The 14,132-nt window shown below is 68.4% G+C and carries 14 protein-coding genes; 9 read left to right on the top strand and 5 right to left on the bottom strand.

What is annotated here, in order from left to right; genetic code table 11:
- Positions 1-10: 10 nt before the first annotated feature.
- From DJ81_RS07670 to aglM, 4 genes are all read right to left on the bottom strand, one after another.
- Positions 11-856 (bottom strand): hypothetical protein, encoded by an 846-nt coding sequence (locus tag DJ81_RS07670; RefSeq protein WP_094589189.1) that lies wholly within the window; start codon positions 854-856, stop codon positions 11-13.
- A 61-nt stretch (positions 857-917) separates the two neighbouring features.
- Positions 918-1,247, bottom strand: coding sequence for a 2Fe-2S iron-sulfur cluster-binding protein (locus DJ81_RS07665; protein ID WP_094589187.1), 330 nt, complete (start codon positions 1,245-1,247; stop codon positions 918-920).
- 6 nt (positions 1,248-1,253) lie between these two features.
- On the bottom strand, positions 1,254-2,657 hold the full coding sequence (locus DJ81_RS07660; protein WP_094558571.1) for a selenium-binding protein SBP56-related protein: 1,404 nt from the start codon (positions 2,655-2,657) through the stop codon (positions 1,254-1,256).
- 168 nt (positions 2,658-2,825) lie between these two features.
- Positions 2,826-4,148: a UDP-glucose 6-dehydrogenase AglM gene (gene aglM, locus DJ81_RS07655; protein ID WP_094589185.1), complete on the bottom strand. Its 1,323-nt coding sequence runs from the start codon at positions 4,146-4,148 to the stop codon at positions 2,826-2,828.
- Between the two features lie 111 nt (positions 4,149-4,259).
- On the opposite strand from aglM, the gene DJ81_RS07650 reads away from it, so the two are divergent.
- The 3 genes from DJ81_RS07650 (at position 4,260) to DJ81_RS07640 (ending at position 6,010) form a co-directional block, all read left to right on the top strand.
- On the top strand, positions 4,260-4,820 hold the full coding sequence (locus DJ81_RS07650; protein ID WP_094589182.1) for a TIGR04206 family protein: 561 nt from the start codon (positions 4,260-4,262) through the stop codon (positions 4,818-4,820).
- Positions 4,821-4,882: 62 nt separating this feature from the next.
- Positions 4,883-5,749 carry a ZIP family metal transporter gene (locus DJ81_RS07645; protein WP_094558570.1) on the top strand — a complete coding sequence of 289 codons (867 nt, stop codon included), beginning with the start codon at positions 4,883-4,885 and terminating at the stop codon, positions 5,747-5,749.
- Positions 5,750-5,800: 51 nt separating this feature from the next.
- Positions 5,801-6,010, top strand: coding sequence for a hypothetical protein (locus DJ81_RS07640; protein WP_094523410.1), 210 nt, complete (start codon positions 5,801-5,803; stop codon positions 6,008-6,010).
- 27 nt (positions 6,011-6,037) lie between these two features.
- Here the strand turns inward: DJ81_RS07640 and aroC are convergent, their stop codons facing one another.
- Complete coding sequence (gene aroC / locus DJ81_RS07635; RefSeq protein ID WP_094523408.1) at positions 6,038-7,225, bottom strand: chorismate synthase; 1,188 nt, start codon at positions 7,223-7,225, stop codon at positions 6,038-6,040.
- A 147-nt stretch (positions 7,226-7,372) separates the two neighbouring features.
- Here aroC and DJ81_RS07630 point away from each other — a divergent pair, with 147 nt between their 5' ends.
- The 6 genes from DJ81_RS07630 to DJ81_RS07605 all read left to right on the top strand — a co-directional run bounded on the left by DJ81_RS07630 (position 7,373) and on the right by DJ81_RS07605 (position 14,015).
- Positions 7,373-7,594 (top strand): hypothetical protein, encoded by a 222-nt coding sequence (locus DJ81_RS07630; protein ID WP_094523406.1) that lies wholly within the window; start codon positions 7,373-7,375, stop codon positions 7,592-7,594.
- Positions 7,595-7,667: 73 nt separating this feature from the next.
- Positions 7,668-8,444: an enoyl-CoA hydratase/isomerase family protein gene (locus DJ81_RS07625; RefSeq protein WP_094589180.1), complete on the top strand. Its 777-nt coding sequence runs from the start codon at positions 7,668-7,670 to the stop codon at positions 8,442-8,444.
- 126 nt (positions 8,445-8,570) lie between these two features.
- Positions 8,571-9,140 (top strand): hypoxanthine/guanine phosphoribosyltransferase, encoded by a 570-nt coding sequence (gene hpt / locus DJ81_RS07620; RefSeq protein WP_094589178.1) that lies wholly within the window; start codon positions 8,571-8,573, stop codon positions 9,138-9,140.
- Between the two features lie 1,139 nt (positions 9,141-10,279).
- Positions 10,280-10,957, top strand: coding sequence for a DJ-1/PfpI family protein (locus DJ81_RS07615; protein WP_094589176.1), 678 nt, complete (start codon positions 10,280-10,282; stop codon positions 10,955-10,957).
- A 126-nt stretch (positions 10,958-11,083) separates the two neighbouring features.
- Complete coding sequence (locus tag DJ81_RS07610) at positions 11,084-11,503, top strand: hypothetical protein (protein ID WP_094528278.1); 420 nt, start codon at positions 11,084-11,086, stop codon at positions 11,501-11,503.
- Between the two features lie 250 nt (positions 11,504-11,753).
- Positions 11,754-14,015, top strand: coding sequence for an alkaline phosphatase PhoX (locus DJ81_RS07605; protein WP_094589174.1), 2,262 nt, complete (start codon positions 11,754-11,756; stop codon positions 14,013-14,015).
- The last annotated feature ends 117 nt before the right edge of the window (positions 14,016-14,132 follow it).

Here is a 14,132-nt window from a genome sequence, read left to right as displayed (position 1 = left end):
GGGGTCGGACTCACGCCGGCGCGGCGCCGGGGCTGACCGCCTCGTAGAACGCGACCGAGTAAGTCGCGTAGAACGCGGCGAACGCGCTCGTCAGCAGGAGGTAGCCGACGCCGGCCGCGGCGATCACGGGCAGGGTCGGCTCGACCCCCGCCAAGTCGGCGAACGGCGTGCCGGGCATCCCCGCGGACTGGGGACCGAGGACGACCGAGGCCGCCGCGGCCAGCGTCCCGAGGACGACGCTCCCGACGAGGAGAATCAGCGTGTAGCCGGCGACGCTCAGGAGGTTCGACCGGACGAGCCCCACGCTGCGCCGGAACCCGTCGACGAGCTCCGCGTCGTCGAGGACGACCGCGTGGGCGTAGAACTGGACGGCGAAGGTGACGAGGAGGTACGCGAGGAGGAACCCGCCTCCGACGACCGCGAGGAGCGCGAGCAGCGTCGGGTCGACGCCGACGCCCGGCGCGTCCGCGGGCATCGACGCGTGGCCGCCGATCACGGCGATCAGTCCGCCCACGAACGCGACGAACCCGAAGACGAGGTTGATCGCGAGCAGGACGAAGTAGCCGAGCAGCAGCGACACGTAGTTCGCCTTCCCCTCGGCGACCAGCGTGCCGAGGCCGGTCCGGCCCGTGAGGGCCTCGCTCGCCATGCCGAGCAGCCCGCCTTGGACGAACGGGAGCACGAGAACGAACGCGGCGAAGGTCGCGAGCGAGACGCCCGCCGACAGGATCGGTCGCGTCGGCGGAACAAGGAGGTTCGGGGCCTGCGCGAGCCCGTACAGCGCCGTGACGAGCAGGAGGACCGGGTTGCGAACGATACCACCGACTGCCGGACGGAGGGCGTGGAGGGCCGCCATGGCCTCACGTTTCGGTCGGCGTATATAAATTGACCGTCCGCGTCCGTCGCCGGAGCGGGCCTCACTTCCAGGGCGTCCCGACGACCTCGGCCTGGATCTCGTGGCCGACGCGGAGTCGACAGTCGGACTCGGGCGCGGCGACGCAGGGGAGGACGTAGCCGGCGTCGAGGGCGGACGGCTTCAGCGCTCGCGGCGACCGTCCGTGACGCACCTCGCCGTCGAGCAGTTCCGCGGCGCAGGTGCCGCACGCGCCGTACAGGCAGCCGTACGGGAGGCCCACGTCGACCCGCTCCGCCGCGTCGACGATCGTCTCGCCCTCCGCGACGCGGATCGTCTCCGTCCCCCCGTCCGGGCGGACGAGTTCGACGGCGTGGGTCGTCGCGTCAGTCACGACCGATCACTGCCAGACGTCGCTCGTGCAGTCGCCGCCCGGCCAGCGGATCTCGTGGGCGCGCGCCGGGCCGCCGGGCGCGTCGCCGAAGTCGACGAGGAACTCCTCGTCCAGTTCCAGCCGTCCCTCGTCGGGATAGACGTCCGCCTTGAGCATGAGCGATCCCTCCTCGGCGATGTCCGGGAAGAACTGGTTGTCCCACGACGAGAACAGCGACGTCGTCCAGTAGAGCCGCTCGCCGTCCCGGGAGAGCTGGAGCATCTGCGGCGCGCCGCGGATCTCCTCGGCCTGCACCGTCTGCCGGTCGCCGAAGAGACCGCCGGCCCACACCCGATCGACCAGTCGCGGGTTGCCGGCGTCGCTCACGTCGTACATCCGGACGTCGCCGTGGAGCCAGTTCGAGAAGAACAGGTACTGGTCGTCCAGCGACAGCAGGATGTCCGTGATGAGCGGCGGCACCGGCATGTCCCAGTCCTCGTGTTCGCGCGGCTCCTCGTCGATGACGACGTCCCAGTCCCACGTGCCGTCGGTCGTCTCGTAGAAGCGGATGATGTTCGAGGAGAGCGCCGCGCCGACGTACCCCTGCGTCTCCTCCGGGTTGTGGCTCATCCGGACTTCGAGCGGAATCCGCCCCTGCTCGCCGAACTCGAGCGTCTGTACGTGCTCGCGGTCCTCCCACGACCAGATGTGGATGCTGTCGCCGTAGTCGCCCGCCTCGACGTCCTCGAGGTCGAACCCCGGGTAGTAGGTGTTCGGCGCGGCCCACTCGCTGGAGATCATGACGTCGTGCCGGGGCTGATACCAGTAGTCGTAGTTCATCTCCATCTCGCCGAGGTCGGCCTCCCAGCGGCCGTCGATGCTGAAGTCCTCCTGGTCCAGCTGGAGGAACCCGCCGGGGAGCTCGCCGTTCGCGTCGCCGAGCATGCTGATGACGACCTTCCCGCCGGGGACGCAGTGGACCGTGTGCGGGGCGGACAGGTCGTGTTCGAACACCTCCTCCGGTTCGATGACCCTCACCATCTCGGGGTTGCGCGGGTCCTCGGCGTCGATGACGTGAATGCGCGAGGAGCGCTGGCCCGGAACGACCAGGTACTGCCGAGAGAGCCCCTCGGCATGACACGACGAGGAGCAGGCGTTCCAGCCGAAGTGGTGGAGCTCGTCGCCCTTGTTGGGCATCTCGACCGCGTCGATCAGCTCGCTGTAGGTGTCCGACGCGGGGTCGAGGTCGACGACGCCGATCATGTCCGGCCCCTCGTTCTCCATACCCACCCGTGGCGCCATCACGTACGCCGTCTTTTCCCGACCGCTCTCGGTCCGCATCGCGGCCGGCGTCGGATACCCCGGCCCCTCGACCTCGTGGTGCTCGTGACCGTGCTGTTCCGCGTCGTGGCTGGGTTCGTCGGTGCTCATCCCAGATCGCCGGTTCGAATCCTACCCTATTAATAATGTAGTACCGTTTATATTCTAGTCACACAGTTATTTATCGAATTACATGTCAGTGGCGACTGACGGTCCCGAGCGCAACGACGTCCGGACGACCGGCGTCCCTCGGGTTATCGAACGCGGTAGTCGCCGCCGCTACCAGGTGAGCCCCTCGTACGTCAGGCCGTCGCGCCGCTCGATTATCCGCCGCCCGTCGATCACGACGGGCTCGGCCATGGCGTCGAAGGCGTCGTCGAGCGCCGCGAACTCGTCCCAGTCGGTGACGACGAGCGCGGCGCTCGCCCCCTCCAGCGCGGCGGCCGCGGAGTCGGCGTACGCGAGGTCGGGGAAGCGCTCGCGCATGGCGTCGGTCGCGACCGGGTCGTAGCCGACGACGTCGGCGCCGCGCGCCCGCAGCCCCTCGACGATCGGGATCGCCCGGGAGTTCCGGGTGTCGTCGGTGCCCGGTTTAAATGCGAGTCCGAGCACGGCGACGCGCTCGCCCGCGACGTCGACGTGCGAGTCCAGCAGTTCGAGCATGCGCTCCGGCTGGCCGTCGTTCACCGCGACCGCGGCGTCGAGCATCGGCGGCTCGTAGCCGGCCTCGCGGGCTGCTGCCCTAATTGCATCAACATCTTTGGGAAAACAACTTCCGCCCCAGCCCACCCCCGAGCGCAGGAACCGCGCCCCGATGCGGTCGTCGAGCCCGACCGCGTCCATCACCTCGTAGGCGTCGATCCCGAACCGCTTGCAGACGTTCCCCAGGTCGTTCGCCAGCGAGATTTTCGACGCCAAAAAGGCGTTGTTGGCGTACTTGATCATCACGGCGGTCTCGGGGTCGGTCCGGATCACCGGCACGTCGCCGTCGATCGCGTCGAGCAGGGGCTCGTAGAGGGCCTCCAGCCGGTCGGTCGCCCAGTCGGAGTCGGCGCCGAAGACCAGCTTGTCCGGGTGTTGGAAGTCGTCGACCGCGGACCCCTCGCGGAGGAACTCGGGGTTGGTCGCGAGCTCGACGCGGTCGGCCGCGTCGCCGGCGCCCGCCACGAGCGCCTCGCGGACCTCGCGGACGCCCGGCGGCGTGATCGTGCTCTTGACGACGACGAGGTGGCGGTCCTCGGGGTCGTCCGCCGCGGCGGAGTCTCCTCCTACGTCCGCCAGCGCCTCGCCGGTCATCCCCGCGGCCGCGGTGAGGGGACCGAGGTCGATGCTACCGTCCTCGCGTGAGGGGGTACCGATCGCGAGGAACGTCACGTCGGCGTCGGGGACGCCGTCGTACTCGGTCGTCGCCCGGAGCCGGTCGCCCGCGTGCTCGGCCAGGAGGTCGTCGAGTCCCGGTTCGTGGATCGCCGCGCGGCCGTCGTTCAGGGCGTCGACGACGTCCGGGTCGATATCGATCGCCGTGACGTCGTGACCCGCGTCTGCAAGGCAGGCCGCGAGGGTGGTACCGACGTAACCGCTGCCGACGACGGTGACTCGCATGCCGAAACGAGCGACCCCCGACACAAAGAGCGTTGCGCGTCGCGCGGGCCCGTCCGGCCCGGGGGAGCCGATCCCGGTCGATTCTTAGGGGTCCGCCTCCGAGCGATCGGCATGGTAGAGCGACCGCCGCGCGGGGCCGGCACCGAGCGAGCCGACGGCGAGCGGTCGGGCGGGGCCGTCGCGAGCGAGCGCGGTCCCGTCGCGCGAATCGGCTGGGCCCTCGTCCTCGCGCTGCTCGCGGTCCCGATGGCCGTCATCTCGGCCGGCGGCGAGCTCACGGTCGTGAGCCTGTGGGGGTTCCTCAACGCGGCGGCGTCCGGCTCCGGGGTCGGCGGGTACCCCGTGTGGGCGTACTTCCTCGACCAGTCGCGGCCGTTCGCGGCGCTCCCGGCGTCGATCCGCGCGTGGCCGCTCGCGATCGGGTTCCACCTGCTGTCGGCGGCGAGCGCCGTGGCCGGTGTGGCGCTCGGACGGGAGGACCGACGCGTCACCGGCGGCCTGCTCGTCTTAGCGGCGACCGCGAGCCTGTGGGTCTCCGTCGGGCTCGCGACGCGGTTCGGCGTCGGGACCACGTCGAGCGTCTTCACCGTGCTCCCGGTCGGCGCGGTCGCGACGCTCGCGGTCGCCGTCGTCGCGTACGGCGGCGACCTCCGCGGAGTCGTCACGCGGTGAGGCGGTCGACGGCCGCTCCCACATCGACGGCGTTTATATAGGCGGCCGCGGAAGCACGCGCCATGACGACGCTGCCGAACGTCGTGGCCGTCACCGGGATCGCGGGGCTGGCGACGGGGCTCGGCGCGCTGCCGGTGTTCTTCCGGCCGGGGGTGACCCACCGGGTGTACGACGCCGCGCTCGGCCTCGCCGCCGGGCTGATGGTCGCCGCCAGCGTCTTCGGACTGATCGTCCCCGGCATGGAGGAGGGGACGCTCCGGGCGGTGATGTCGGGGGTCCTGCTCGGCGGGGGCGTGCTGCTCGGCGGGAACTACGCGATCCCGCACCTCCACGCGCAGTACCGCGAGTGGCTCCCCGAGGGCGGCGCGACCGGCGACGACGCCGCCATCCAGACGGGCGACGGCCCGACGGCGGACGAGCCGGGCGTCGAGGTCGACGCCGACGGCTCTCCGTCTGCGGTCGCCGCCGCGCGCGAGGTGACGCTCCGGAAAGCCGTGCTGATCGGGGGAGCGATCACCCTCCACAACGCCCCCGAGGGGTTGGCGATCGGCGTCGCCTTCGCCTCCGGGTTAGAGGAGGTCGCGCTGCTGCTCGCGGTCGTGATCGGCCTCCAGAACGTCCCCGACGGGTTCGCGTTCGCGGTGCCGATGGCAGACACCGGGATGTCGAGCCCGCGGGTGCTCTGGTACACCACCCTCTCGGGGGTGGTCCCGCAGGTCGTCGCCTCGGTGTTCGGCTTCTCGCTCGTCGGGCTCGCGGCCGGTCTCTTCCCGGTCTCCGCCGGCTTCGCCGCGGGCGCGATGCTCGCGGTCGTCTTCCGGGAGCTGATCCCCTCCTCGCACGGTCACGGCCACGCCGACGCCGCCACCGGGGCGTTCCTCGTCGGGTTCGTGCTCCTCGTCGTCGTCGACGCGGTCGTCGTGGTGTGAGCCGCGCCGACCCGCGACAGCTTTTCGAGCCGCGAGTGGCAGGACCCGACCATGTCCGCCACCGTGTCGACGCCGACGGCCGACGAGACGTGCGCCTACTGCGGCTCGCGCATCTTCGAGCACGACCCGATCTGCGTGCGCGACTGCGACGACGACTGCGGGTCGCCCGCCTATTTCTGCAACTACGCCTGCCTCTCGGCGCACATCGACGAGGAGGACCTCACCGCGGGGAACGCCTGCGAGTGGTCGCCGGGTGAGTGACGCGGCGGACCGGCGGACGCTCGCTCGCTACTCGTTGTCCGGACTGCTCGGGTGGTAGTCGGTGTCGTACTGCCCCGGGTTGCCGTCGACGCGGTCGGGGTTGATCCGGCCGGCGAGCAGCATGAAGTCGAGGACGGTGCAGTACAGCATCGCCTCGACGACGGGGACGGCCCGCGGCGGAAGCACCGGGTCGTGACGCCCCACGACCTGCACCTCTTTCTCCTCGCCCGTCTCCCAGTCGGCCGAGCGCTGCTTCTTCGGGATCGAGGTGGGCGCGTGCCACGTCGCCTCGCCGTAGATCGGCTCGCCGGTCGTGATCCCCCCCTGGAGCCCGCCGTGGTCGTTGCCGACGGGGACGGGGTCGCCCTCCTCGCTCTCGACGTGGTCGAACGACTCGCCGTCGTCGAACGTCCAGTCCTCGTTGCGGTCGCTGCCGGAGACGAGGGTCGCGTCCGTCCCGAGGCCGTACTCGACGCCGGTCGTCGCCGGGATGGAGAACATCGCCTGCCCGAGCCGGGCGGGGAAGCTGTCGAACCGCGGGGCGCCGAGTCCGCGGGGGACGCCGCGGCACTCGAAGTAGATAGAGCCGCCGATGGAGTCGCCGCGCTCTTGATACCCCTCGATCAGCTCCTGCATCTCGGCGGCGGCCTCGGGGTCGGCGCAGCGCACGTCGTTCTCCTCGCTGTGCTCGAGCAACTGCTCGAAGCTCACGGGCTCGGCCTCGACGTCGCCGATCTGGTTGACGTGCGCTTTGATCTCGACGTCGTGTTCGGAGGCGTCGAGCACCTGCTCCGCGACCGCGCCCGCGGCGACCCAGTTCACCGTCTCGCGCGCGGAGGAGCGCCCGCCGCCGCCCCAGTTGCGCGTGCCGAACTTCGCGGAGTAGGTGTAGTCGCCGTGCGAGGGGCGCGGCGCCGTGACGTACGGCTCGTACTTCCCGGAGCGCGCGTCCTTGTTCTGGATCACCATGCCGATGGGCGTCCCGGTGGTGTAGCCGTCCTGGACGCCGGAGTTGACGACGACCTCGTCGGGCTCGCCCCGGGAGGTCGTGATCATCGACTGGCCCGGCTTGCGCCGGTCGAGCTGCGCCTGGATCGCCTCCTCGTCGAGCTCGACCCCCGCGGGGACGCCCGAGACCGTCACGCCCATCGCGTCGCCGTGGCTCTCGCCGTACGTCGTCACCTGGAAGAGCCGACCGAACCGGTTCCCGTTCATACTCGCACGTGTGGCCGGGGGCATATAGGGGTTGCAATCCGCGCAACCGGACGGGCGGCCGGTCGGCCGCGGCCGGGACGGGCGCCGCGCGGTCGACGCCTCGCCGCGACCGACGGGAGTATATAAGGCGACGCCGTTGATGGGAGCGTGCGCGAACGTCTCACCTCCGACCTCGGCGTGTACGCCCTCTCGGGCCTGTTCTCGCTGGTCGTGTTCGCCGTGGCGCTGGGGATCCTCTCGCGGACGCTGCCCGGCGGGCTCGGCTCGCGCCAGCTCGTCGGTCTCGTGGTCGGCTACCTGCTGTTCATCGGCGCGTACACGGCCGCGTGGTTCATCTACAGCGAGATCGACAGCCGCGAGCAGATCTGACGCGGCGGCGTCCCCTCTGCCGTCGAGAGCGCGTCTGCCGAACGACTTTCACGCCGGCCCCTGAGTGACCGGTATGACGTGGGACACCATCACGCTCGACGTCGACGCGGACGGCGTCGCGACGCTCACCGTCGACCGCCCGGACCAGCTCAACGCCCTCACCGTCGACACGCTCGAAGCGATCGGGGAGGCGCTCGACGAGGCCGAGGCGGACGGCGCTCGCGCGCTGGTGCTGGCCGGCGCGGGCGACGAGGCGTTCGTCGCGGGCGCGGACATCTCCTACATGGTCGAGCTGTCGACGCCGGAGGCGCAGGCGTACGCCGAGCTCGGCCACCGCGTCGCCGACGCGATCGAGTCGTTCCCGGCGCCGACGGTCGCGGCGATCGACGGCTACGCGTTCGGCGGCGGCTGCGAGCTGGCGCTCGCCTGCGACCTCCGGGTCGCCGCCGAGAGCGCCGTGCTCGGCCAGACCGAGATCGACCTCGGCATCATTCCGGGGTGGGGCGGCACCCAGCGGCTCTCGCGGCTCGTCGGCGACGAGACGGCCAAACGGCTCGTCTTCCTGGGCGAGCGGATCGACGCCGCGGAGGCGGCCGAGGTCGGCTTCGTCGGCGAGGTCGTCGCGGACGACGCGTTCGACGACCGGATCGACGAGCTGGCGGGTGAGCTGGCCGCGAAGCCCGCGTTCGCGACCCGCGCCGCGAAGGAGGCGCTCAACGCGGTCCACGACGGGACCCAGAAGGGCGGGCTCGCCCTCGAACGTCGGGCGTGGGCCGGGCTGTTCGGCACGCACGACCAGCGCGAGGGCATGCGCGCGTTCCTCGAGAAGCGCGAGCCGGAGTTCGAGTAACTGCCGGCCGAGAACGCCGAGGAGACGGTCGGGTCGACGCGGTCGACACCGCTGCGACCCGTGACACCGAGGTCCACGGAACCGGGGGATCGCCACGCTTTATTAATCCGCCCGAGTACCGGCGACATGGACCAGTTGCGGCAGTCGCTCCTCGACGCGCCGATCATCGAGAAAGGCGAGTACCAGTACTTCGTCCACCCGATCAGCGACGGCGTCCCCATGCTCGAACCGGAGCTGCTCCGGGAGATCGTCATCCGGATCATCCGGAAGGCGGAGCTGGAGAACGTCGACAAGATCGTCACCCCCGCGGCGATGGGGATCCACATCTCCACCGCGCTCTCGCTGATGACCGACATCCCGCTGGTCGTCATCCGCAAGCGCCAGTACGGCCTCAACGGCGAGGTCCCGCTGTTCCAGGAGACGGGCTACTCCGAGTCGGAGATGTATATCAACGACGTGGAGGAGGGCGACCGCGTGCTCGTGCTCGACGACGTGCTCTCGACGGGCGGCACGATGAAGGCGATCCTCGACGCGCTGACGAACGAGGTCGGCGCGGACGTCGTCGACGTCGTCGCCGTGATCAAGAAGGCCGGCGACAACGAGCTCGACGACACCGACTACAACGTGAAGACGCTGATCAACGTCACCGTCGAGGACGGCGAGGTCGTGATCGTCGACGCGCAGGGCGACGACTAGGGAGCTGTTCGGTTTTAATCACTCCGTCAGTCGAGTCCCGTCGAACTCTCTATCAACGGACACGACGGACCTGCTGCATACAGAGGATTTCAACAGAGCCGCTTCTGAAAGTGCTGGCATTCCGTGGTGTCTCATTCCAGTTTCCGCACACTCCCCCCGCTCGTGTGTGTACGAATATGGAATGCCAGCAACGTAGAGTCCCGCTTTAGCAAGCATAAAGATACCGTATCACACACTTATCGCGTACTCACTCGCCTAGCTGCGGACTACCTGCGTAGCGGCCTGCACGCGAATCCCTTATTCGACTACAAAATACCCTCCTCAGCCGAGAATAGAACTGCTACAGGCTGAATACAGCTATCTATTGTAGGATTTCCAGGTAACGAACACGATTCGCTAAGAGGTGGTGTGATGAGAGTCAACCCTCATAATGATAAGATTGGCTCTGTTGAAATACTTAAGAACTGATAGAATCGGCGTGCGAGATTCAGAGCGTGAAATCAGCACGACTACTTGATGAAGTTCATACTCTACCTGACCGAACCGCCATCCAGAACGTGTATATAATCAGATAGGTGAATCCCTTCCGCAAATAGGAATTGGACGTGCGAATTACTGTGCATCCATAGTTCGTTCGAGAATTTTGAGACCGATATAGACGGTACCTCCTACGAAAAGACCGTTTAGGACTACGCGTGCGACTTCAGATTCCACAAACGGGATGTGTATAAATAACGTGGCTCCCACACTAAGGGCTGTAAGAATTCCTGCAGCAAAGGCTAATCTGAGATTGGTCACAGTAGCGTTCTACTGGTTGAATACATAGTCCTGGTGTTTTATTGACAGGGTTTGTCTATAGTCAACGGTCTGCTCTTCGCCTTTATCGACCGATTGGCTGTTCGCAATCTCCCCCCTCTTCATACGAGACACGCCCTCTGTATGCAGCACAGCCGCTGACACCTGTCATTAGCGACGGATTTCGACAGAGCCGTCTCGTCGACGAACGGGCGCCGATCCGACGGCCTGCTCGGAGACGTGCGCCACAGTCCTGACGAGGCAACTGATAAACCCCGCGTCCGCCCGTCGTCGCTGCCGGGCGCGGGCGCCTTTTATGTCGCGGTCGTGAATGAGGAGTACACATGAGTAGCGCGCTGTTCGTCGTGAGCGAGGAAGGGTACTGGGCCGAGGAGTGCATCGAACCGCTGACGACCCTCGAAGCGGAGGGCGTCGACGTGACGGTCGCGACGCCGTCGGGGTCGCCGCCGGTCGTCGACGAGCGGTCGCTCGATCCGGAGGCGGCGGGCGGGGAGGAGCGGGTCGCGGAGCTCCGCGAGGTCGACGAGGAGCATCCGGGGCTCAACGATCCGGAGCCGATCGCGACGGTCGAGGCCGCGGGATACGACGCGGTCGTCTTCCCGGGCGGCCACGGCACCGTCTGGGACGTGAACCAAGACCGGCACGCGCGCCAGCTGCTGCTGGACGCGGTCGGCGGCGACGATGGCGTCGCGCTCGTCGTCTGTCACGCGGTCGGGATCCTGGCGTTCACCCGCGAGGCCGACGGGACGCCGCTCGTGGAGGGCCGCTCCGTCACCGGCTTCCCGAACGACTGGGAGGACGGCATCGTGGACGACCACGACGTGATGCCGGACGGCCGGAAGCTCCCGTACTGGGTCGAAGACGAGGTCGTCCTCGCCGGCGCCGACTGGGACGCCGAGCTCGACGCCGACACCAGCGTCACGGTCGACGGCGACCTGATCACCGCCCGCGGCCCGGGCTCCTCGGCGGACGCCGCGGCGACGCTGCTGGACAAGCTGTAACCCCGTCGCGCGCGAATCGCCCGCGTTTCGGACGGCTCCGTGTCCGTCCGCAGGCCTCGTTACGGCTATAGACGGCTATAGACCGCTATTACCGAGGTTTATGATCGGCCGCGACGAGTGGCGGGCATGGCCTCGACAGAGCGGATCGGCGAGACGTCGATCGGGACGTACCGGGAGTACGTCATGGACGTCCGCGTCGTCGAACTGGACGGCGGACGCTACCGGTTCGAAGCGCCGCGTCACGACGGGATCGAGTTCGGCGACGCCGAGACCGCCGAGCTCTACGCCGACATCTACTTCGACGTCAACGGGTTCGAGGAGGCCGGTACCGGCGATCGGGGCGTCCCGCCGATCATCATCCAAGCCGGCCGAGACACGCTCGCGGCGTACCTCCTCACCCAGCCGTACGCGGACCGTCAGTGGGTCGGCTCGTTCATGGGCGTCCAGCCCGGGAAGATAGAGCGATACGCATCGCGAGTCCGGAAGCGGGCGGACAACATCCGGCGGAACGTCTCGGAGATGGAGGACGCGGAGACCGATCTCTGAGCGGGACGAACGCAGTTCGTTTTCGGCGGGACGTACGGACCGTCGGGAGGCGGGGCCAGCGCCGCGGTTGTTTCCTCTCGGCTGAACGGGTAGCGGTACGGCGGCCGACGCGAGCGGACCCGACGGGTCACGACCGCGGGGGATCGGTCCGTTCCGCTTCCGTCGGCTATATAGCGACGGTAACCGCTCTAATCAGGGGTGTTAACCTATTATAAACGGGTTTTACGCTGGGATGCGCGCCCCTATGTGGATGGTTGACCAATCCAAACGGCGTCTGATGAAAGCCTCCGTCGCCGCCCTGGTCGGCGCGGGGGTCTCTGGCACCGCGAGCGGAGCGGAGGATAGCTACCGGGGGTACAGCCCCGCTGACTCGACGGACGACGAGGACACGCAGACCTCGGGCGCACCGAGCGTCGTGGGCGACCTCAAGCGGTTCTCGACGACGGCCTTCGGCGCGGAGATGACCGGACCGTTCGTCTTCGAGGACGGCTCGCTGCTGATCAGCGTCCAGCACCCGAGCCGCGACAACCCGGCACCGTACGACAGGGCCGGAGTCGGCTACTACGAGGGGTTCCAGTTCTCGTTCGATGGGGAGAACGACGACTTCAGCGAGTCCCCGGCCCCGGTCGAGGAACAGCAGGACGGCGTCTTCGCCGCCGCCGGCGACTTCGAGTACCTGATCCGAGAGGGGGACGCGATCAACGGCGGCACCGAGCGCTGGGGGATCACCCAGACCCCCGACGGACGGGACGTCACGACCGAGAACTTCGCGGGCACGACCTACGGCGACTCGGGGTACAACCCGGACGCCAACCACTTCGTCGCGACGGACGACGACGGGACGGAGGGATTCCTCTTCACGAACGACGAGAACAGTCCCGGGAACGTCATGCGGACCCCGCTGTCACAGACCGAGGACGGCGAGTGGGAGGCCGACGCCGAGAACGCGATCAACGCGGTCAACACGGACGCGTTCCGAGAGATCGGCGGGACCCGTATCAACTGCTACGGCGACCTCAGCCCGTGGAACACGCCGCTGTCCTCCGAGGAGAACTACGCCCACCCCCGAGCGAACCTCACGGGAACGATCGGCGATATCGTCGAGGCCGGCGACGGCGAAGGACTGCGCGGGGCGGCCTACTTCTGGAACCGGCCGAACCCCTCGGAGATCCAGCCGGCGGTCGACGACTACGACGAGGTCGACGGCTGGTACGTCCAGGGCTACTGGAACATGACCGGCGTCGAACACCTCGCCTACCACCTCGGCGCCGAGCCGGTCGAGTCCGGCGACGGGAACCCGATCGAACCGATCGGGGACGTCTACCCCAACCCGTACCGCTACGGCTATCACGTCGACGTCCGGAACCCGACGGGCGCGCCCGGAGAGCTCGACCCAGTCAAGTACTACGTGATGGGTCGGGCCGCGTGGGAGGCCCCCGATTTCCTCCCCGACGAGCGGACGGTCTACGGCTGCTCCGACGGCGACAGCAAGGGCATCTACAAGTTCGTCGCCGACCGACCGATCTCGAGTTACCGCGATCCGATGGACGTCGCCGGGACGCTCTACGCGCCGAAGATCACCAACGACGAGGCCGCGTCCGGGAAGTCGCCGGCCGAAGTCCCCCTCGACGTCGAGTGGCTGCCGATGGGACACGCCTCGAATCGGGAGGTCGAGTCGTGGATCGCCGAGTACGACGGCGTCACCCAAGTCGACTACCTCGAGAGCCACGCCGACTGGAGCGAGGGCGACGAGGTCACCGAGGCGGTCCTCAAGCAGGCGGATCTCGAAGTCATCGCGAACGGCAACGAAGACTACGTCTCGGACGAGCAGATCGTGGAGTGGGCCGAGCAGTACGCGGAACGGGGTCCGGACGGCGTCGACGAGGAGCTCAGGCGGGTGCCGTTCATCGAGACGCGGGCCGCGGCCAAGGAGATGGGCGCTTCCATCGAGTTCAACAAGGCGGAGGGCGTCGACAGCGTCGACGACGCCGAGCCGGGCGACTACGTCTACTTCGGCATCTCCGAGTTCAACGACGACCTGGCCGGCCCGACCAACGACGGCGGCGACATCGCGCTCGACCGCGTCGACGGCGGCGTCGTCTACCGCGCCGAGCTCGGGCCGCGATACGACGTCTCGACGCTCGAACCGGTCGTCGTCGGGCCCGACTTCACCAGCGAGGAGGCGATGAAAGACGTCGACGATTCGCTGCGCAACGTCGACAACGTCTACGCGATGCGCGACGGCCGCGTCCTCCTCTGTGAGGACGGCTGGCGGGGCGGAAACCGAAGCTATCCGAACGACGCGATGTACGTCTACGAGCCCGAGGAAACCGAACGGCGCGGGCCACCCGGTGGCGATCCGCCGGGCAACGGGAACGGCAGTGGAAACGGGAACGGGAACAGCGGTGGGAACGGTAACGGGAACGGCGGCGGAAACAGTAACGGCAACGGAAACGGCGGCGGAAACAGTAACGGCAACGGAAACGGGAACGGCGGCGGAAACGGCGGATAGGTTCGGGACCGCGGTCGCCCGTTGAGCGCTCGCCGTTTCGTTGGCGGCCGGGTTCGCGCCGGGACCGGTCCCTTCCGTCGTCGTGCGCTTCGGCCCTCCCAGGGGTTTCGACCGCGG

This window comes from Halorubrum sp. Hd13 (assembly GCF_002252755.1).
In the GTDB taxonomy this organism is placed as follows: Archaea; Halobacteriota; Halobacteria; order Halobacteriales; family Haloferacaceae; genus Halorubrum.
This window is presented reverse-complemented; position numbering and strand designations above follow the sequence as displayed.